The organism is Qipengyuania pacifica (assembly GCF_019711555.1).
In the GTDB taxonomy this organism is placed as follows: domain Bacteria; phylum Pseudomonadota; class Alphaproteobacteria; order Sphingomonadales; family Sphingomonadaceae; genus Qipengyuania; species Qipengyuania pacifica.
This window is the reverse complement of sequence record NZ_JAIGNQ010000001.1, coordinates 852891-872163: the sequence shown is the minus strand read 5'-3', so window position 1 is coordinate 872163 and position 19273 is coordinate 852891. Positions and strand designations below refer to the sequence as shown.

17 protein-coding genes are annotated in these 19273 nt (G+C 58.7%); 8 read left to right on the top strand and 9 right to left on the bottom strand.

The genetic code is table 11. The features are described 5' to 3' along the window. Positions 1-100: 100 nt before the first annotated feature. The gene (locus K3177_RS04280) at positions 101-1777 is read right to left on the bottom strand and encodes a BCCT family transporter (RefSeq protein ID WP_221597189.1); all 1677 of its coding nucleotides are present in this window, start codon (positions 1775-1777) and stop codon (positions 101-103) included. 344 nt (positions 1778-2121) lie between these two features. Here K3177_RS04280 and K3177_RS04275 point away from each other — a divergent pair, with 344 nt between their 5' ends. The 5 genes from K3177_RS04275 to K3177_RS04255 all read left to right on the top strand — a co-directional run bounded on the left by K3177_RS04275 (position 2122) and on the right by K3177_RS04255 (position 7842). Next, positions 2122-3636: a putative bifunctional diguanylate cyclase/phosphodiesterase gene (locus K3177_RS04275; RefSeq protein WP_221597188.1), complete on the top strand. Its 1515-nt coding sequence runs from the start codon at positions 2122-2124 to the stop codon at positions 3634-3636. Then, the gene (locus K3177_RS04270; protein WP_221597187.1) at positions 3633-4376 is read left to right on the top strand and encodes a LysM peptidoglycan-binding domain-containing protein; all 744 of its coding nucleotides are present in this window, start codon (positions 3633-3635) and stop codon (positions 4374-4376) included. The genes K3177_RS04275 and K3177_RS04270 overlap by 4 nt, the downstream gene beginning before the upstream one ends. A 76-nt stretch (positions 4377-4452) precedes the next feature. Then, a complete protein-coding gene (locus tag K3177_RS04265; RefSeq protein WP_247714214.1) occupies positions 4453-6102 on the top strand; it encodes a protein kinase domain-containing protein in 1650 nt (549 codons plus the stop codon). Between the two features lie 10 nt (positions 6103-6112). Then, positions 6113-7123, top strand: coding sequence for a type VI secretion system-associated FHA domain protein TagH (gene tagH / locus K3177_RS04260; RefSeq protein ID WP_221597186.1), 1011 nt, complete (start codon positions 6113-6115; stop codon positions 7121-7123). Then, the gene (locus tag K3177_RS04255) at positions 7114-7842 is read left to right on the top strand and encodes a PP2C family protein-serine/threonine phosphatase (protein WP_221597185.1); all 729 of its coding nucleotides are present in this window, start codon (positions 7114-7116) and stop codon (positions 7840-7842) included. The genes tagH and K3177_RS04255 overlap by 10 nt, the downstream gene beginning before the upstream one ends. 63 nt (positions 7843-7905) lie before the next feature. Here K3177_RS04255 and K3177_RS04250 read toward each other — a convergent pair whose 3' ends face one another. Further along, positions 7906-8280 carry a YidH family protein gene (locus K3177_RS04250; RefSeq protein ID WP_221597184.1) on the bottom strand — a complete coding sequence of 125 codons (375 nt, stop codon included), beginning with the start codon at positions 8278-8280 and terminating at the stop codon, positions 7906-7908. A 243-nt stretch (positions 8281-8523) separates the two neighbouring features. On the opposite strand from K3177_RS04250, the gene K3177_RS04245 reads away from it, so the two are divergent. Together K3177_RS04245 and K3177_RS04240 are read left to right on the top strand one after the other, a co-directional pair. After that, on the top strand, positions 8524-8772 hold the full coding sequence (locus K3177_RS04245; protein WP_221597182.1) for a hypothetical protein: 249 nt from the start codon (positions 8524-8526) through the stop codon (positions 8770-8772). Further along, positions 8769-9869, top strand: coding sequence for a glycosyltransferase (locus K3177_RS04240; protein ID WP_221597180.1), 1101 nt, complete (start codon positions 8769-8771; stop codon positions 9867-9869). The genes K3177_RS04245 and K3177_RS04240 overlap by 4 nt, the downstream gene beginning before the upstream one ends. Here the strand turns inward: K3177_RS04240 and K3177_RS04235 are convergent. Together K3177_RS04235 and K3177_RS04230 are read right to left on the bottom strand one after the other, a co-directional pair. Next, positions 9862-10701: a glycosyltransferase family 2 protein gene (locus K3177_RS04235; protein WP_345725350.1), complete on the bottom strand. Its 840-nt coding sequence runs from the start codon at positions 10699-10701 to the stop codon at positions 9862-9864. The genes K3177_RS04240 and K3177_RS04235 overlap by 8 nt on opposite strands. 44 nt (positions 10702-10745) lie before the next feature. After that, a complete protein-coding gene (locus tag K3177_RS04230) occupies positions 10746-12791 on the bottom strand; it encodes an HAD-IIB family hydrolase (protein WP_221597176.1) in 2046 nt (681 codons plus the stop codon). Between the two features lie 102 nt (positions 12792-12893). On the opposite strand from K3177_RS04230, the gene K3177_RS04225 reads away from it, so the two are divergent. Further along, on the top strand, positions 12894-13907 hold the full coding sequence (locus tag K3177_RS04225) for a glycosyltransferase family 4 protein (RefSeq protein ID WP_345725349.1): 1014 nt from the start codon (positions 12894-12896) through the stop codon (positions 13905-13907). On the opposite strand, the gene K3177_RS04220 is transcribed toward K3177_RS04225, so the two are convergent. The 5 genes from K3177_RS04220 to K3177_RS04200 form a co-directional block, all read right to left on the bottom strand. Beyond that, positions 13904-14647 (bottom strand): Crp/Fnr family transcriptional regulator, encoded by a 744-nt coding sequence (locus K3177_RS04220; RefSeq protein ID WP_103025105.1) that lies wholly within the window; start codon positions 14645-14647, stop codon positions 13904-13906. The genes K3177_RS04225 and K3177_RS04220 overlap by 4 nt on opposite strands. 547 nt (positions 14648-15194) lie before the next feature. Next, positions 15195-16139 carry an MlaD family protein gene (locus tag K3177_RS04215; RefSeq protein ID WP_187335530.1) on the bottom strand — a complete coding sequence of 315 codons (945 nt, stop codon included), beginning with the start codon at positions 16137-16139 and terminating at the stop codon, positions 15195-15197. Between the two features lie 129 nt (positions 16140-16268). Beyond that, positions 16269-17144: an alpha/beta fold hydrolase gene (locus K3177_RS04210; RefSeq protein ID WP_187335529.1), complete on the bottom strand. Its 876-nt coding sequence runs from the start codon at positions 17142-17144 to the stop codon at positions 16269-16271. After that, on the bottom strand, positions 17141-18736 hold the full coding sequence (locus tag K3177_RS04205; protein ID WP_187337189.1) for an ABC1 kinase family protein: 1596 nt from the start codon (positions 18734-18736) through the stop codon (positions 17141-17143). Before K3177_RS04205 ends, K3177_RS04210 begins: the two co-directional genes overlap by 4 nt. Next, positions 18736-19206 (bottom strand): MarR family winged helix-turn-helix transcriptional regulator, encoded by a 471-nt coding sequence (locus K3177_RS04200; protein ID WP_215227341.1) that lies wholly within the window; start codon positions 19204-19206, stop codon positions 18736-18738. The genes K3177_RS04205 and K3177_RS04200 overlap by 1 nt, the downstream gene beginning before the upstream one ends. Positions 19207-19273: the final 67 nt, after the last annotated feature.

The window sequence follows — 19273 nt, the reverse complement described above, 5'->3', positions numbered from 1 at the left end:
CGAAGTGCCCCTATTTCCCGGGATTGGCCGATGGCTGTTGCTGCAATGCAACAATTAATCCCGCCACCCGGCAGTGCCGGTCACTTAGTTGTGCTGTTGATCACTTCTTGTCCGCTGCGACCCCGACCGCCGTCGTGGGCACGCCCCGATGTTTACGGATCAAGTCGTAACAGATCGCCTTCACGATCGAAATCGCCATCAAGGCGACGACGAACGAGAATGGGAGTGCGCCAATGATCATCGTGATCCGGATCGCCTCGATTCCCCCAAGAACCAGCATGCTGCCGACTACTGCGGCGAGAGCGCCCCCCCAGAACAGGATGTGCTTTCGATGTTCGCCTTCCGTGTCGCCTGCTCCGTTGATCGTATTTACGATCAGGATCGCGCTGTCGGTGGAGGTCACCAAATACGTCATCAAAAGCACCACGATCATGCCCGAGACGGCAAACGCCGTTCCAGGATCTAGGATGACGGCTAAGGTCGCATAAAGCTGGTCGGCCATCGTGGCATTCACAATGGTGCCACCTGCACTTCCATTGAGTTCAAGGGCGATCGCGGTGCCGCCAAGCAATGTCATCCAGATGAAGCATACCAAAGATGGGACGAGAACCACGCCGAAGATATACTCGCGGATCGTCCGCCCTCTTGAAATGCGGGCGATGAACATGCCGACAAAAGGGGAGAACGCGATCCACCACGCCCAGTAGAACACCGACCAGTCCAGCTGCCACGCTACCAATTGCTCTCCTATGGGGCTCTCATCGGAAAACAGGGTGAGCGACAGGGGAATGAAATGCCCGATATAATCCGCGATTCCCTGGCCCAGAAGTTTCAGGGCGAATAGGCCGGCGCCCATGATCGCAAACAGCAAGAGCAGCAGAAAGGAAAGGCCAAGATTGAGGTTGGAAAGCCACTTGATACCCTTCCCCACGCCCGACAGCGCACTGAGGGTAGAGGCACCGACCAGAATGGCCAGGGCAAGTGCAATGGCAGGCAGGGAAGAGGACCCATCCGGGTTGAGCAGCCAATCACCCAGGCCGACGCGTGAAAGACCGACAACGAATTGTTCAACGCCGAGGCCCATGGTCACTGCAACGCCGAGTATGGTTGCCACGACCGCGACGACATCGACCACGTGGCCGCCAAATCCGGACATGGTCTTTCCGAATAAAGGAACCAGAGCGGACCGGATCGTCAGCGGAAGATCGCGCCTGTACGCTACGTAGCCGATCGCCAGCCCCACCAGGGCATAGGTTCCCCAGGCTGCGAAACCCCAGTGGAGGAAGGTATAGACAAATGCTGGCCGCACCGCGTCCCAGGATTGCGCCTGGACCGCGCCGCGGATGATGTCCGGATTTTCGGAAAAATGGGAGAGGGGCTCACCTGTCGAATAGGTGAGCAGCCCGATACCGATGCCCGCACCGAATAGCATGGCAAACCACGAGAGACGTGAGAACTCAGGCTTTTCTCCGGCATATCCTATCCTGAGGCCGCCGGTTTGCGGAAAAATTGCGAGGATGGCACAGATCGCTATGAGCGCCGCCACAAGATAGACATACCAGCCGGCGAAGGACGATATGATCGTTGAATTGGCCGCCGACAGGGTCTCGTTGGCGCTGACTGGGAAAAAGATCGCCCACAGGATGATGAGCGTGACGATGATCTTCGCTGGGATTGTCACCTGACGGCTGAAGCCATCGTAAAAGCCGCGATCGGCCGTGCTAATCGGCAGTTCGACCAATGGCGGGGCTATCCCCTTGGGGTCATCGGATGACATGGTTCTCTCGCTGACTTGGCTGTCCCAAGGTTCGGCGAACAGTGGGTAAGGATGCTGGCATCATACGGACGATCGTCAAGAGATCAAATGGCACTGCCATCTTAAGCACGGCGCGATTGTCCCAGCGCACATGGGAACAGGCCCCCGATGTCAGGCCGCGGTACGCGGCGTCTATTGCGGCAGGTAAAACATCGACCGCCTTGCCCAGCCCGCACAAAGCACTCAGCATTCTCACCGGCGCGCACTAGGCAAAGGTTGGATTTTTCAAGCTTTTCTCAATCTTTCCATATTAACGCGATGCTCCAGTCCCACTTAACCACGCCTCGAGAAGCCTCGCCCAAGCAATGGTCGCAATCCTGATCACTCTCGCTGTCGCCGGCATGGTGGGCATAGCGCTGGCCGTTTGGCTCAGGCCGCAACTCATCCAGCTACACGGCTCCATGAAGCGCGCTGAAGGACTGATCGGAGTAAAGCATACCGGCGGATTTCTGACCCGGGCGTCACAAATAATCGTGGCAATGGAGCAGGCGCTCCAAAGCTCAGCGCCGCGTGCGCAATCTCACGCGATTTCGGGTTTGCCGACGCGCGAACCCTTGATTGCGCGGATGAAGAGCGATCGAAAGGGTACACTCGGCATCCTGGCGTTGAAAGACTACGATCGCTTGTGCGCCTTCGACCCGGAATCGGCAGAGCGCTTGTTGCTGATCATGGTCGAGCGTTTGACGGCAATGGTGCCAAGAGACCAGCTCGTCGCACAGCTTGATCGCTCCCATTTGGCTATCTGGATTGGCCCGGACATGGAGTTGGCGGCGGCGACTACCGAGGTGGAAGCACTCGCCTACTCATTGGGCGATCGCTGGTGTGACGGCGAAAGAGAAATTTTTCCCGAAATCGCATTCCGCACCGGAGAGTTCAGGTCCGACAGCGGAGCTCCCGAAGCCTTGCTGTCGCAAACCCTGTCATCATTCTCGGTTCCACTGATCACCGACGTGCGGGAAATCGTATCGAGCATCGATCCTGCGATCCAGTCGCGCGAGCGCTTCCAGATAGAACAGGATCTGCGTCAGGCTGTCGGACGGGACGAACTGCGCATGCAGTTTCAACCTCTGATAGACGCGTCGACAGGGCGGGTGTCGGGGGCAGAGGCACTGCTCCGTTGGCACCATCCCACGCGAGGACTGATCCCGCCGACCCGCTTTATTCCGATCATGGAATCTTCCGATCTGTCGCCTGAAATTGGCCTTTGGGCTCTTAACCGGGCGGCGCGAGAGGTACGCCAATGGCGCGACGGTGGACATGATTTGCGTGTTGCGGTCAACGTGTCCGGTAGACAGTTGGATGGCGCAGACCTGCCGCTCCTGATCGAACGGACACTGGCACGACATAATCTCGGTGGGGAAGCTCTGGAGATCGAACTGACAGAAACTGTTGCCCTTGCCGAAGGCGACTGCGCCGCGCGCCTCAGCGACGCTCTGCGGTCCCGGGGCATCCGAATCGCAATCGACGATTTCGGCACCGGTTACTCCAGTTTCGCGGCGCTCAATGCCATCGCCTTCGACAAGATAAAGATCGACCGGGCATTCGTAACTGACGTTCATGCCCGACGCGAAAGCCAGGCGATCTGTTCCAGCATTCTTACGCTTGGCCGGGGCCTTGGCATTAACGTATTGGCCGAAGGCGTCGAAACAGCCGAAGAATTTCTATGGCTGCGCGATCATGGATGTCGTTTCTTCCAGGGTTTCTATTTCGCCCGGCCGCTTTCGGGCGAGGACTTCCTGACTTTTGTCAAAGACGAACAGACGCTCAACAGATTGTTGCAGCCGGACACACAACTTATTTCTGAGAGGATGCGGGCATGACGACCCTTTTGCGGAGCGTGAACATAGGCATGGGCCTGCTTGGTATTCTGGTGCTGAGCGCATGCTCGTCCGGACCAAAGAGCATAGCGCCTGCTTCGGCCATACAACATGTCGATCCTGATGAGGTCGAAGAAATTGCAGCTTTGCTTGACCGGGGAGAGGTTCGATCCGCGGAGAAACGACTCCGGAAAGGTTTGGACCGGAATCCGATGAACCCTTCCCTGCAAGTCCTTCTACAGGGCATCGAAGGTGACGCCCGAACCGATCTGGGACCGAAAAACTTCAGCTACACCGTCCGATCTGGCGAAACGATGACGGAATTGGCTGAACGCTTCCTTGGCAACCGCCTCAAGTCCTATCAACTGGCGAAATATAACGGCATAGATGTGCCGGACGCATTGGAAGTCGGACGCGAACTTCTGATACCCGGACAGTCACCCAATGCAGCGAGTTCCCCTCGATCGACACCAAAGGCGGAAAAAGCCGCACCTGCCCGCCCAAAAACGGAAGTGGCAAAGCCAGCTAAGCCAGCAGCCGCCCCTGCGCCACGCAAGACTGTCGATCATGCTGCTGTCCGTCGTGCGCGCTCCGCGGGGCTTGTTGCCCTCAATCAGGGCAATGTGAAACAAGCGGTCGCGCTGCTCCGCCGCGCAGCTGCGCTCGACCCAGACAACAAAGCGATTGCAGCTGATCTGCGCCGGGCGGAACAGATTGCCGCAACTGTCAGGGCACGACAGTAATTGGTTGATAAGACTTTTACTTTAATGCCGCGTCACCTGCCGATTAGACTATCGAGCTGGAAGGGACGCGCACAGTATGATCGAACGGCTCGACCGTTACAGGATAGAGGGCAAGCTTGGCGAAGGCGCCATGGCGGACGTTTACCGTGCGCACGATCCGGAAATCGGTCGTACGGTTGCCATCAAGGTTCTCAAACCCGAATTCGCCAGCAATGCAGACATTGGTAGTCGTTTCTTGCGCGAAGCGCGGGCCGCAGGTGCCCTGAGCCACGCCAACATCGCGACAATCTATGACGTGGGCGAGGCCGACGGAATTGCCTACATCGCGATGGAGTTGGTGGACGGACGCCCGCTCGACCGCTGGATTGCGGCCAATGGCAGGATTCCGCACGAACGAACGCTCCACCTAGCACTGCAACTCGCCCAGGCCCTCGGCTATGCGCATAGCATGGGGATCGTGCATCGCGACGTGAAGCCATCCAACATTCTGATCTCCGAAGACGGGAAGACCGTGAAACTGCTCGACTTCGGGGTAGCGAGAATGGGCGACGCTGACCCTTCCGCGCTTGAGAGGACGCAGGTGGGCCAGCTTGTCGGCACACCGCGCTACATGAGCCCCGAACAGGCGCTCGGTCTGCCGGTGGACGCCCGTTCCGACCTCTTTTCGCTCGGGGCGGTTTTCTACGAAATGACGACCGGAAAACCAGCTTTCCCCGGCGGAGAACTGGCAGTGCTCGCAATCCAGATCGCTCAGGGCAAAGTCACGCCGATCGGAGAGGTCACCACTGATTGCCCACCTGGATTTCGCGCGATCATAGACAGACTTCTCGCGAAAAAACCCGAGCAACGTTATGCGGACGGCACTGCCCTCGCCCAAGTGCTCGAACGCGAAGTGAACGACGCACGCGAGGGAGGCGCAGTTTCGCGAGGCCTTTCTTTGCGGTTCAAGGTTCCAATCGCGCTTTTTCTGGTCACGGCCCTCGCCTTGGCGGCTTGCGTCAGCGTCATTCTTCACCGCCAGCAGCAAGCACTCGAAACGATGGCGGCAGCGACCGGCAACAGCATTGCAGCCTTCATTACCGGCAATGCGGCCGTCACGATTGCAGAGAACGCCGGAATGCCGTCTGCGCAACAGGACTGGACGGCTCTTCAGGCGTTCGTCACCACTGCCGCGCAAGACAACGCCATGCGCGGGATTGTCGTTGCCGACGCAGATGGCACCATCCGGGCGTCCAGCAACCCGCAACTCCTCGGCAGGCGCTATCAGAGTCATGACGCGGAGGACGCAATCCTGGAACAGCCGGATCGGCGCGTCACAAATGTGTCCGAAGCGGATGGCGGTGGCATGCGCTTTGTTCATCCAGTGAACTATGCGGGGGTCCGGTTCGGAACGGTAGACCTGGTGCTAAAACGCGACGCGCTTAATGCGGCCCTTTCTACATCCAAAGCTCTGTTCGCAGGGCTTTCGGCCACTGTCATGGCCGTAGTCCTGCTTATTGGATATCTAAGCGGCGCGTTTGTGGCGCGTCCATTGCGTCGCCTGCGAAAGGCGCTGGACGAAATGACGGCGGGCGATCTGACCACTCGCATTTCACATCAGCGCCGGGACGAGGTGGGCGAGGCTTTCGATGCCTTCAACCGCGCAGCATCCACCGCTGAGGTGCGCAGTGCCAGCGCCTCGAAACCGTCCGATACCGCGGTTCTTGCTACCCGGATCGCGGCGTAGGAGCATCGCAATGTACATGCTTCAACTGTTCGATGTCGACGACGCAGTCCAACCGATCGACGCACGGCTGTTTGCTACGGGAAGCCTCACGATCGGACGGGATGCTGCTGCCGACTGGAGCATTGCGGACCCCACTTGCGAAGTGTCACGCAATCATTGCGAACTTCGGATCTCGGACAATGGCCTGTCGCTCCATGTCAGCGGAGCGAACGGCGTTTATGACGACTTCAGCGGCGCCCGTTATCCGGACGAGGCCGAATTCGTGCTCTCTCTGCCGGCAACCTTGAGGCTGGGACGGTTCCGCATAGTCATCGCTCCTGCGCCCCTTGCCGCATCGCCTTCCGGCGCAGCAGATCGCACGATGGTTCTTACTCCTCCGCTTGGCACATCGACCGACGTTCCCAGCGAATGGGACGATCCGACAGATCAATCGACACCTGCCAGCGGAACGCTTCTGGAAGCTTTCTGTCAGGGCGCCCAACTCGATGCCTCGCTATTGTCCAGCGAAGACCCCGATGAGATCATGCGCCGCGCGGGCGCACTTTACCGCCAGATGGTCCTTGGAATTGGCGACCTTATGTCCGAACGCAATGCTGCGCGGCAAAGATACAGCCTCAACCGGACAACCATGTCGGGCCAGGACAACAATCCTTTCAAATGGGCACCGTCCCAAAGGCTCGCCGTCGACCTCCTGCTTGCGGAATCAACCGGCTTCATGTCCGGTCCTACAGCGCTCCAGGCTTCGTTTCGCGACGTCAAACGGCATCTCGTCGCTACCTTTGCAGGCATGCGGGGGAGCCTGCGCGCAGCGATCAACCATTTGAATCCGGATCGACTGAACGGGTCGGGTTCTCGGCGCAAGACGTTGCTTCAGACGCGCTCTCAGTCAGCCTTGGAACAACTACGCGAGCGTCATGCCGAACTTTGTTCCGAGATTGCCGACGGTGTGCCGGGCGCGCTCGACCGCGCCTTCGTTGTGGCCTACGACGAAGCGGAAACGGTTGCTGATAAATGCGACTGAGCAGGTTCTTCCGGCATCGGAAAGAGAGCGATCCGCTGGCTTCGTCGGATATTCAATCCGTAAGCCGCAGCCATGTCGGACGGTTCCGCACTCTTAACGAGGACCGCATCCTCGATCGTCCGGATTCCCGGTTATGGGCAATCGCCGACGGCATGGGCGGTCATGTGAACGGCAGTCTCGCTGCAGAGACCGTCATTGCCCATCTTGGAGGTTTGCCGCAGGTACAGGAACCGGCGGCCATTCGCGCTGCCATCGAAGCGGCGAATGGCTCGATCCTTGAAGAGGCTGGCGGAAAAAGCGGGACGACAATCGTCGCACTGAAAATATTTGATGACTGCGCGCGCATCTGGTGGGCCGGCGACAGTCGCGCCTATCGTTTGAGAGACGGGAAAGTGGAGCTTCTGACCCGAGACCATAGCCTTGTACAGGAACTGGTCGAAGTGGGCGAAATCGCCGCCGACGAAGCGGCAGGACACCCTCGGGCCAATGTCATCACCAGAGCGCTCGGCATTGCCAGCAGTATAGATCTGGACGTGCGGGAGATCGAAGTGCGTGCGGGCGATCTGTTGCTTTTGTGCTCTGACGGCCTTTCCCGCTCGTTTGTCAGTGACGATCTTCGCAACGAGGAGCCGATCGATGCCATGGCTGATCGATTGCTCAGGAATGCACTCGAGCGAGACGGGCGCGACAACATCTCCTTCGTGCTCGTAAAAGCGTAAGCGTTCTCGATACCACCGACATTGTGAGATCAACGGGGGAGTGCGTCATAATCCCCGGACAATTCACAACAGGAACCACATACCTCCCAGCAAAACGACCGAACCGGTTCCCATCAGACTGGCGACCAGCCGCAGGTTCATCCGCCTCAGGGGCTGGACAGAATGAGCGTCCAGCCGCTCGAGAACGCTGCAGGAATTACGCTCCGCGAGGTAGAATATCACCATCCCAGACAGGATGAAGCAGGATGCGATTGCCTTGGGCAACCAAGAGGGTTCCATCTTTCCAAACAAGGCATTGAATCCCAAGCCGATGCCAACCGCTGCAAGACCTGTTCGCATCCAGCCCGCAAATGTTCTTTCATTCGCTAGCACGGTGCGGTCCTCAGCCAGATCGGTACGCTCTCCGGCAAGCTCGGCGGTGTCGCTCGATTTCGTCATATGCCTTCAGTGCCACGTCGGCCGCCGCCTTGCGCACAACATAAGTTGCGCCTCCTTTCGAGACGTATGTCTTGGTGTTCTCATGATAATTCCACATGATCTTTGTTGTGTGAAGGAACTCAATGGAGGCGATATTCGCTCAGTCGCTACGATCGACGCAATCCGTATTTTGGACCGATAAGTGCGGCATCATCCGCCAGGTTCGTAAGAGCCCATGTCGTAACAGCAAAGGGTACTGCTTGAATGTTCACGCAATTGCAGACGCCCCTTCCGGTTCATGTGATCGGCAAAGGCGCGGGGCTGGCTTTCGCAGTGATCGATTATGGCGCGGAGCATAATCTGATATGGGTGACTGCGCTGGATGAGGGCGGCGAAATCTGGTGTGCACCCAACCCGAAGGTGCGGGTCGCGGAGAACTGGTCGCTAGGTCGGAGCAAGGACTCGATAGCTGGCGCCGACAGTCTTGCTGCCCCGGAGGGTGATACCCCTTGAACCAGAAACCGATTGCCTTCTTCGCCCATCATCAGGGCCGGGGCCACGCCAACCGGATAATGGCGATCTCCAAACACATTCCTCCCGAAAGACCTATCACCATTTTGACTGCGAAGCCGGAGCAGTTTGAAAGCCTACCTCGCGAGGCTGAGCTCGTCCGGCTCCCGGACATGATCGGCGCGCCATCGCGATCCAAAGCCTTGCACAATCAGGCGACACCATCCGTTCTGCATTGCGTTCCGCTAGGCGTAGACGAGATGCGCGATCATATGGGCATTGTCGCCCAAACCTTACGGGCCATCGATCCGGCCCTTTTCGTCATCGATGTATCCGCGGAAATCGCGCTTCTTTCGCGCATCATGAGCGTACCAGCCGTCACGATCCGCATGCATGGCGATCGGTCAGACATTGGTCATCTCGCGGGATACAAAGCCTGTGTGGGCATGCTCGCGCCGTTCGACGACGCCATTGAACAGGATAGCTACCCTGACTGGGCTCGCTCGCGCACCTTTTACACTGGCGGCCTCTGTACCACGAAAGATCCAATCCTCACGCGAGACGAAGCCCGCAAACGGCTGGACCTGCCGCTCGACAAGCCCATTACGTTGGTGATCGCAGGCGGTGGTGGATCGGGTACTCCATACGCTCCGTTAACCGTGGCTGCCCGGGCAGAACCCGAGGGTCTGTGGCTCGTTGCAGGCCCCGTCCACCGCGAAGGACATGAAACGGATTTCGGCAACTTGCGCGAACTCGGATGGATCGATAATCTGACGGAGTTTCTGTGTGCGGCAGACCGGGTCGTTGCATCGGCCGGCGATAATACGGTCCATGAGATCGCGAGAGCGGCCAAGCCTTTCCTCTGCATTCCAGAGTGGCGATACTTCGATGAACAACAGGCCAAGGCTGCCGAGTTGGCCCGAGTAGGTGCCGCCATCCACCTCAACACCTGGCCAGCTTCGATACCAGACTGGCAACGTGCGCTCGCAAACACGGACGGGCTGGATGTTTCGAGGCTCGCGACCCTTCACGACGAGGAGGCTGCGCAGAAGGCGGCGCAATGGCTGGAAAGCGAAGCGCGCCGTTTATGGGCTAACTGAAACGGACTTCCGGCCCCTGCGTTGTCTTGGCAATCTCTGACGCCGTTGGCTGGCGGATCACGGTCAGCTTATCCGCATCACGCTCTATCAATCCGCGACGTGCGAAATCGTCCAGCCAGTAATCCATGCACCACTGATGCCAGCACTCGTGAAAAAGCGTCGCATTGCGGACAATGCTCTCGAAATGCTGGAGAGGCGGTTTGTTGATTGTGTGATGCTGGTGGTAACATACCGTACCCCCCAGCCAGTAAAGTTCGGCTCCCGCTCTTTCGAGGCGGCGACCGAAATCCGTTTCTTCCGCGCCATAGCCGACGTATCGTTCATCCATGCCTCCTGCGCTGTCCCAGGTCTTTGCTGTAAGGATAAAGGCAAGACCCCAGATTTCACCAAAGTCATGTATGGCCCTGGTTGCGCACATGGAAAGGTCGGGCTTCGCCGGGTGGCGCTTGCCTGCCCATTCGAGTTTGGTGACATCAGGCGCGCGCTGCGTGTGATCCAGCCAGCCGTCCGGATTGCCTGGAAGGTAGCGGACCTCGGGCAGAAAGACGCCATCGGGAAGTTGGTCGACGGCTTCGATCGCGCGTTTCACAAAATTTCGATCAGGGATGCAATCGACATCTAGAAAGGCCAGAATTTCGCCTTCCGCCAGATCGGCCGCGTGGTTTCGCGCTTTGGCCAGCGGGAGGGCATCGCCTTCGATTTGCACCAGACGAATAGGGAAAGGACAGTCTGGAGGAACTCGAGGTGCTACGTCCTGCATGAAAGCGACGACCAGTTCGTCCGGCATTCTCGCCTGCGCGTGCAGACCGGCAATCAGATGATCCAGATGCACTTGGCGACCCCGCACAAGCGTGAGCACAGATACCGAGCGGTACGTCATTGCCAATGCCCGGCCTCGCTGTAGTGGCGGACCCCCTCGAGCACTCCCCCAGCGTGGGTAGCAGATGCCATATAGGCATGGGAAAGCGCGGGATCATCGCCGAGGCCGTCACTCCAGTTGCCGACGATGATGGGATGAGGACATGCGCGGAGCATGGCCCGGTCGTTCCCGCTGTCGCCTGCCACGACTACTTGCGATTGCGTCATGCCCAGCGCATCCGCAACATGCAGAACGGCGGCGTGCTTTCCCACGCCTCTGGCCAGGATATCCAGATATCGGCCATGACTGGCGACGATCTCGATATCCAAACCGGCGTCGTGCATGGTTCGGCGGATTTCTTCCGGATCGTGATCGTCGAGGAAATAACTCGCCTTGCCGACGCGCTGTTCGAGAGGCGCCTGGGGGCGAAGGCCCAGGTCTCTGGCCAAGCATTCTATTGCTTCACCTCGCCAATCCCGCGCCACGTACTTTGCCCATGCGCTGTCTTCCGCATAGCTTCGCGTCGCGGGATCATACCAATGAATTTGGCTGCCCACGCTGCTGATGATGACGTTCGGCGTGGGAACTCCTTCTGCTGCAAGTATGGCCTGAGCGCTGTGGAAGCTGCGCCCGGTAGCAATCCCCAACGCAATCTTGGATGAGTTCTGAATTTGCCAGTCGAGAAATTCGCGCAGCGCCGCCCGATCGCCCAGCAGGGTATTGTCGATGTCGCAGACAAGAAGCCGTCGATGCTCGCTGCGCGGCTTCTGAGGCTCAACCAGCTCGCGGATCAGCTTGTGATAGATGTCCGTGTGAGCTTCCCAGTCGTAGGCGGCGACTGCATCGCCTCCCGCCGATGCGTATCGAATCCATTCGCGTCGATTGGAGATAATCTCGAGACAGGCACCGGCAATCCCCGCTGGATCTTTGGGACAAACCAGAAGACCGTTCTTGCAGCGCTCCACGATATCGTTGGGCCCTCCACTATCGGTAGCAACTACCGGCAGACGCGCAGCAGCCGCTTCGAGCAGGGTCAGACCAAATGGCTCATTCAGTGCTGGGTTTACGAAAACGCCGCCACTCTCCCGGGCAAGAGCATAATAGGCCGGGATGTCTTCGGGCTCGTGCGATTTGGGATAGGCGACCTTCCCGTACAGATCGTGCGAATCGACCGCGCGGATAAGCTCCTCGCAGATCGACCGACATTCAGGCTCGAGATCGGTAATCCTGCTCCGGCAACCGGCAACGATAACCAAGTTCGCACGGTCTTGAAGAGACGGGTTGGACGCATATGCTTCGACAAGCCCAATCAGATTTTTCTTTCGGACCGGACGGGCGATGGCCAGAATTATGGGCTTTTTCGGATCTCGTAAAAAGCGCTCAACCTCTTGCTGCACCTTCGCGTTTGGTGCCGCTCCTTCGAAGCGTTCCAATTCGCAGCCAGGGGGAATGACCCGGATCCGTCCCGCAGGGATCGAACGGTAATGCGCATACTGGGCTTCAGCCTCGTCGCGCGAACTCGCAATCACGGCGTCGGCGGCTTCCAAGGCCCTTTCTTCAATAGCTATTCGCCGTTCCAGCTCGTCATTGGTTCGGCCGTTGGCCTCTCGTTTGACCGCTCCCAGAGAATGTCCTGTGAAAACATAGGGAATGCCGAACACCTCCTTCGCGCGGCGAGCCAGAATGCCAGCGTCGGCGTAGTGCGCGTGGATGAGATCAGGTTTCCTATGGAGACCGCGAAGATAGGCGATGAAGAAATCGCACAGCTCGCCATGGCGATGGCGCAGGTCTTCCTTGGGAAGGTAAGCTTCCTCGCCATCGGCAATCCGGACGAGACGCACCTTGTGATCACGCTCGCTCTCACCGGGTCGAAATTTTTCGCCAAGTCGTGAATCCACAAACCCTCGCGTCACGAGATCGATGCGGTGAACGTGCGGATCTTTTGCGCTCGCGTCAGCAAGCTCCAGCAGATATTTGATATGACCGCCGGTGTCCGCCGTCAGCCCATAGGGAACATCCTGCAAAGTGAGGCACCCTTGGAGCGCAACATGACAAATGAACATGTGAAGACCCTTTCCAAAGGGTAGGATTCACTTATACATGCTAAGTTCCTGAAATAGCAGGCAATCTATGTTAGTTCTATGCGTATAGCTCATGTCGCACCCGTGATTTATCCCGTCCCGCCGAAGACGTATGGCGGGACAGAGCGTGTCGTCGCCGATCTTGCTACGGCGCAGGCCAAAGCGGGGCATGAGGTCACTGTGTTCGCGCCTTGCGACAGTAGGCTAACGGACGTCGAAATAGTCGGGAGCTATCGCTCAGCCTCCGCATCTTCCGACACATATGGAAAATTGACGCCGGGCTTCCCGGCAGAATTGGAGGCGGAACAACTCGCCGATCTCGTAACGCGCGCTGCGCAGTTCGACGTCGTACACCTCCACGGCTCGGCTCATGCGAGCGGAGTATGTGCTGCGCTAGGGGTTCCGACATTTCGCACGGTTCACTGGCGAGCGGACGAACCAGATCACGTGCGACATTTTAAGAGCTTCCCGAAGGAACGGGTCATTGCAATTTCTCGGCGGCAAGCCTTGGACGTGCCTCGCGCCAACTTGGCGGGAGTGGTGCATCACGGCATACCGCTTGACCGGTACGCCTTCGGAGGCAGCGGCACTGAGTACCTCGCCTTCCTCGGGCGAATGACTGACCAGAAACGTCCCGATCGCGCCATCGCGCTCGCCAGGCAGAGCGGTCTGACCCTAAAACTTGCGGGGCCGGTAGACCCCGGCAATCCAACATACTTCGACGACGTCGTTAAACCGCATCTTGATGCCGCTATTCAGCACGTGGGCAATGTCACGGACGATCAGAAGCAAGGTTTTCTGTCGAACGCACTGGCCCTGATGTTCCCGATCGACTGGCCTGAACCGTTCGGCCTCGTCATGATCGAAGCCATGGCATGCGGAACTCCGGTTATCGGATGGGATGAGGGTAGTGTCCGCGAAATCGTCGATGATGGGGTAACGGGCATTATCGTCAATTCGGTTGAGGAGGCGCTCAATCGTCTTCCCGAAGTTCGCGACCTTGACCCCGCCATCATCCGCAAGACGTTCGAGCAACGGTTTTCGGCCGACAGAATGGCCCGCGAAATAACGGACCTCTACCGCCAGTTTGGTGCCTAACGGTCGTCCAGTGTGTCCAGCGCCAAGTCGCCGTCGCCATACAGATAGTCTCCATCGAACTCGCCCAGCTTGTTCAATGCCGCCTCGTCTTGGATGACAATCCTGCCATCGCCCTGCGGATCGAGAATTCCGCGTTCACGAAGGTTTCTGAAGCTGCGATTGGCGTGGACCGAGGTTATACCGCACGCTTCTGCATAATCGCGCTGCAACAGCGGAACCGGCAGATTGGTGCCATCAAACCGCCCGACGAACTTGAGCCGCTCGATTATCTCCGAAACCAGATGCGCGATCCGCCCCTCGGCATTGAGGCGCCCCAAACGGAATATCCATTCCCGATGCATGGCCGCGTCGAGCAAGGTCGAAAACCACATCGCCCGGGCCAGATGCGGGAAACGCTCGACCAGCCGGGCGATCGCCGTGTGCGGCACTTTAGCCAAGGTTACAGTATCGAGCGATGCGACATTGTGATCGAGCCGTTTCATGGGAAAACCGTGCAGGTCGACGAAATCGCCCGTGACGTTCAAACCGACCAGCTGGCGTTCGCCCCGGCGATCATCGATATGCCGGAGCATCGTCCCTTCGATGATATAATAGGAATTCTCTATCCGCTCGCCCCGCTCAACCAATGTCTTGCGCGGATCGAGTTTGACGACATCGACGACAGCATCCTCGAGAGCGCGCTTCTCATCCGCGCTGAGATCGTGTCGAAGCCTGCCTTTGAGGAATAGTTCGGTGCGCACGGATAGTCCCTGTTTGTTCCACGCTTCGCTATCTGCCCGGCAGGCCGGTGTCAAAGCGGGAGCAACTAACTTAAGTCAGGCAAGGTAGAATTGTGCAGAAGGTCAATCAACACTTCGGATAACCAAGCACGATGCGATTAGCTGAAGCTGATTTCACCGCGCCAGCCTGGCGGGACGTGGCACCGGCGACATGCAGCGCCGAACAACGAGCTTGCTGAAGCCTTCTTCAGATGACCCCGGCCTTAGGTGCCTAAGCTCACATCGCTATTTTGCGTTAGTTTCCGAAAGATGGTGCCAGAAGAGGCATCACATTCGGTCTCATTTTTTACCTTTTTTCAGATGTTTAAGTAATTCGGTTTGTGCGAAGAGCCCGCAAAAGGCCCGCAAATGCCGTCTAATGCATTGGTTCGATGCCTTTTTGGGGACTCTAGAATGCATTTTTGCGCCCGGGAAACCAGCCAAGATTGATGTCCGCTAAGCGCCCTCCTTTCCGCCATTCAACGAGCTGTGCTCTCTCTCCGAGAGCCGTCGTTCGTTAGGCTCACTTTTAATGTTCGGAATTCGCTCCAGCGTCTCTTCTCCCAGCCCGATAGTCTGGGAGAGGAGGATCTGATGTCATTCCCCTGACCTCGACATCTTCGATTTTCTCTCTGACAGGCCCGAGGTCGCGACTGAGTCCGCGAAAGACCGCTTCCCCTTCGATCAGAGAATTTTCGATCGCCGGAATGCCGCTCTTTGCCTGGGAAAGCTTATTCTCAGCGTTCTGTACCCCTTCGCGGAATTGGCGAAGACGTCTTCGCGCGCTGGTGGAAGCGCTTCCGTCGGAAATTCGGCGATCTGCGTCTCGAAGATCATTTCCCCATCCACCGACCCGTTGCCGCAAGTCCGACAGTCTTCCTTTTGTTGAGGCCAAATCTTCGTCCCATCCTTCCGCGTCCGATGCCAGATCGGCCGTCGTGACTCGAAGCCGGGCAAGATCCGAGGTGATCGCCCGCTGCTTTTCTGGTTCCAGTCCTTCGTTCAAAGCGCGGACACTGTTTGCCACGCTCTCGACGGTAGCGGTCGCATTCCCCCCAAAAAGTCCGGTTCCGTCCGAGGCCGGGATGATCTTCCTTCCTGAATTGTCGGCGTATATGCCTTGACGGCCCCTTCGACCCTCGAGCACCAGCGCGGCCTCGCCGGTTATCAGGTTGGTACTGATTGTCGCTTCAAGGCCGTCAACTTTCGCTGCATCAGGATCGAGAGTCAGCACAACGAGAACGTTTCCCGGTCCATTTTCCGCCAGGCGGACCGATGTTACCCGACCCACAGGAACACCCGACAATGTTACGGTCGACCCCGGCTGAAGGCCTTCCACGGAGCGATCAAACCTGACGAGATATGTTTCCTGATTGGGCGTGGGATCGAGAAGCCACACCGCAAAAGCGATGGTGGCAAGCATCAGAATGCCAACGATCCACCCCACTAAGGAAAAGTTTGCGTTAGTTTCCATCTTGCACGCAAACAGGGATTTTTCCGTCCGGCAGAGGTGCCGAAACATTGAAAGTTCGCGCCCCGCGTGCTCCTAGGGTGTCCGCCACAGTACCTGACCGAGGTTGGCCTTGTGGCGCAATCATTAGGGTCACAGTTTTACAGGGTGAGTTTCGACCAGGAAACGCTGTACTGCGTCGCCGAACGCATCGTTCTCGTCGCCCGCGACCATATGCGACGCACCAGCGATATCGCTGAATTTTGCATGGGGAACCAGTTTCCGGAATTCAGCGGCGCCTTCGGGAGAAACAAGGTCGCTAGATCCACCGCGCACGAGATGGACCGGGAGCGACAGCGCCGACGCAGCCTGAACAAGCTCGGTCGACCCGGCGGAAACGTCGTCGGTAATGGTGCGTCGGCGCGTAACGTTCTCGACGAATGCCGGATCCCAGTGCCAATAATACCGCCCGTCCCGTGCCTTTCGAAGATAACTCTTCAATCCCGAGGAACTTTGCCGTCTCTCGCGGTGCGGCAGATATGCTGCGATTGAAGCGGAAGCGTGCTCGGGCGATTCGAACCCTTCTCGGGCGTGCTGCGCCATGAAGCCGAGGACCCGCGCGACCCCGTTCGCTTCCATTTGCGGCGTAATGTCTACGAGGGTTAGCGAGGCGAACGTGCCGGGCGCGATCGTGCCCTCGGCCACAAGGCCCGCCAATCCTCCCAGCGACGCACCGATCAGCGCCGGATTGCGCTCGAAACTCTGCGCAACTGCAACGAGATCCCGGCCGAAATCGTGCACATCATAAGCGCCGGTCGGGGACCATGGACTTTCGCCATGCCCTCTGAGATCGAGGGCAATCGCTCGGTATCCGGCCCGGCCCAGGCGAGTGCCGACCTTTCTCCAGGCGCGCCGTGTCTGTCCGCCTCCATGAGCCAGAAGCACAGGGAAACCGTCAGCCGGTCCGAATGTACTTGCGACAAGCGTCAGGCCGTCGGCACCAGGAAGCAACAGGCGATCCTCGTTCACGAGCGCGGCCTCCGGGCAAGAAAAAAGAATGTCAGCGCCGCCAAGGCACAGCCAATGGCTGCAATTATCGATAGGTCTGCCAGGATAGCTGCCGATACGATGAGCGCTGCCGCAATCAGGTCGCTGGAACGCATGGGCGCCGCACCTGACGGCCTTTCCAGTCGCGCAAGATCCTGAGGATCCAACCGGATCGGCAGCTGTCCGCGGCGAGCGATCGACGCCAGGTTCTCGACGATCTCCGGGGTGCCGAGAAGCGCGCGTATCAGCGTCGATGCTGTCCGCCGGGCATTTCCGCGCAGGTTTGCCAGGCTGGCGCGCTCCATCAGCAGTTGTTTGCCGATCGGAGCAAGTTCGGACGTTATGTCGAAGCGCGGGTCAAGACGGCGTACGAACCCCTCGGCGGTGAGCAGCGTGCGCAGCATCAAGGCGAGGTCGCCGGGTAGGGCCAGTTGGTAAGTCCGCAGAAGATCGAATACATCGGCGAAAATGCCAGACAGGTCGATCTGGTCGAGAAGCGTGTTGCGAAACTTGCCGACCAATTGATTAAGCGATGCCTTCAGCGCCTCACGATCGACCGCCGGATTGCCTGCCCACTGAAGGAGAACATCGACCAGATCGTCGATATCTTCTCCGGCGATCGCCAGTGACAGGCGCACCAGTTCGTCCCGCCGCTCTGGCAGCAGAGTGCCTACCGCGCCAAAGTCGATGAACACCAAGGTCCCGTCGGGGCGGATCAGCACATTGCCCGGATGCGGATCGGCGTGGAAGCGACCGTTGAAGATTATCATGCTCAGCACCGCGCGTGAATAGCCGCGCGCGACGGACGTAAAATCCACGCCGGCGTCCCTCAGTGTGGCCAAGTCGGTCGCCGGGATCGCGTCGACCCGCTCCTGGACATTGAGACTGCGCCCGCTCACCTCGTTGTCGAAGTGGGCTGTCTCGATCCCGAACCGTGCAAGATAGCTGCCGATCTCCGCACTCGCGCGTGCTTCAGCGCCCAGATCCATCTCACGATCGAGGCTTTCGGCGAAGAACCGCAACAGCTCATCGGGCCTCTGTCTTTCGACAAGGGGACTGGCGCGTTGTGCCAATCGGGCAATGCGCCGCAGTAAACGCATGTCGGCATCCACGACACTTTCGATTCCCGGTCGCCGGATCTTGACGATGACCGGTACGCCGTCGCTCCGTATTCCTGCGTGCACCTGCGCTATAGAGCCCGCCGCGATCGGCTCCCGATCCAGCTCACGAAAATACTGGCCGGAGTCTTCCCCGAGAGCATGGGTGAGCGGAGCCTCGACACGCTCGAACGGTACACCCGGAACGCGATCGTGCAGCTGCGATAGCGCTGCCGTCCAATCCGGCCCCAAGAGATCGCTTCGCATCGCGAGGATCTGGCCAAGCTTGGTCGCGACTGGTCCCAGTTCGCGCAGTGCCTCGACCAGGGCTTCCGGGCGCGTCGGATGTGCATTGGTTTGAGATCGGCCGGATCCCAACGCGGACACGATGCCGCCCAGCCCGTGACGGCCGAGAATTGCTATGACCTGCGCAAGCCGCTTCCGGTCACTCATGCGCGAAGGCGGCATGTCTGCCATCAGAGAGCATCCCGCCGTACGTTTTCGCTGACCATCTCCAAAAGCGAATGCAAAGTACTCTTCTGTTGCGGCGTCATTCCGCTCCATATTCGCAGGTGGGTCGCGTCTGCGGCCCGTCTGAGGTCAGGGAGTATTTCCTCAACCCGTCTCGTCAGGCCGAGACTCCAAGACCGCCCGTCCGCCGGGTCACGGCGGCGCTCGATAAAGCCTTTCTGGGTCAAGGCGGTGACCGCCAAGCCAATGGTGGCGGATTCGAGTTCGAGACGCCTAGCGATGTCGGTCTGGTTCAGGGCAGGATCTTTGATGAGCTGCGCCAGCACACGCCACTGCGTACGATTGAGGCCAAGCGGCTGTGCCCGGTCATCGAATGCCTTGCGCGCGGCGCGACTGATCTCGTCCATCATGAAGATCGCTCGATCATCGTCGGTGATGACATTGTCGAGTGCGAGAGTGTCCTCGTCTTCCGTCATGAGTGGGTCCTATCGATCAGGAAAAAATAGTAAAGGACTTTCGTATTTTATTTTGACCGCTATATCG

What these genes read in the sequence shown, in the direction of transcription:
- K3177_RS04280 (WP_221597189.1), bottom strand. Translation starts at nt 1,777, where the DNA reads ATGTCATCCGATGACCCCAAGGGGATAGCCCCGCCATTGGTCGAACTG.
- K3177_RS04275 (WP_221597188.1), top strand. Translation starts at nt 2,122, where the DNA reads ATGGTCGCAATCCTGATCACTCTCGCTGTCGCCGGCATGGTGGGCATA.
- K3177_RS04270 (WP_221597187.1), top strand. Translation starts at nt 3,633, where the DNA reads ATGACGACCCTTTTGCGGAGCGTGAACATAGGCATGGGCCTGCTTGGT.
- K3177_RS04265 (WP_247714214.1), top strand. Translation starts at nt 4,453, where the DNA reads ATGATCGAACGGCTCGACCGTTACAGGATAGAGGGCAAGCTTGGCGAA.
- tagH (WP_221597186.1), top strand. Translation starts at nt 6,113, where the DNA reads ATGTACATGCTTCAACTGTTCGATGTCGACGACGCAGTCCAACCGATC.
- K3177_RS04255 (WP_221597185.1), top strand. Translation starts at nt 7,114, where the DNA reads ATGCGACTGAGCAGGTTCTTCCGGCATCGGAAAGAGAGCGATCCGCTG.
- K3177_RS04250 (WP_221597184.1), bottom strand. Translation starts at nt 8,280, where the DNA reads ATGACGAAATCGAGCGACACCGCCGAGCTTGCCGGAGAGCGTACCGAT.
- K3177_RS04245 (WP_221597182.1), top strand. Translation starts at nt 8,524, where the DNA reads ATGTTCACGCAATTGCAGACGCCCCTTCCGGTTCATGTGATCGGCAAA.
- K3177_RS04230 (WP_221597176.1), bottom strand. Translation starts at nt 12,791, where the DNA reads ATGTTCATTTGTCATGTTGCGCTCCAAGGGTGCCTCACTTTGCAGGAT.
- K3177_RS04215 (WP_187335530.1), bottom strand. Translation starts at nt 16,139, where the DNA reads ATGGAAACTAACGCAAACTTTTCCTTAGTGGGGTGGATCGTTGGCATT.
- K3177_RS04205 (WP_187337189.1), bottom strand. Translation starts at nt 18,736, where the DNA reads ATGGCAGACATGCCGCCTTCGCGCATGAGTGACCGGAAGCGGCTTGCG.
- K3177_RS04200 (WP_215227341.1), bottom strand. Translation starts at nt 19,206, where the DNA reads ATGACGGAAGACGAGGACACTCTCGCACTCGACAATGTCATCACCGAC.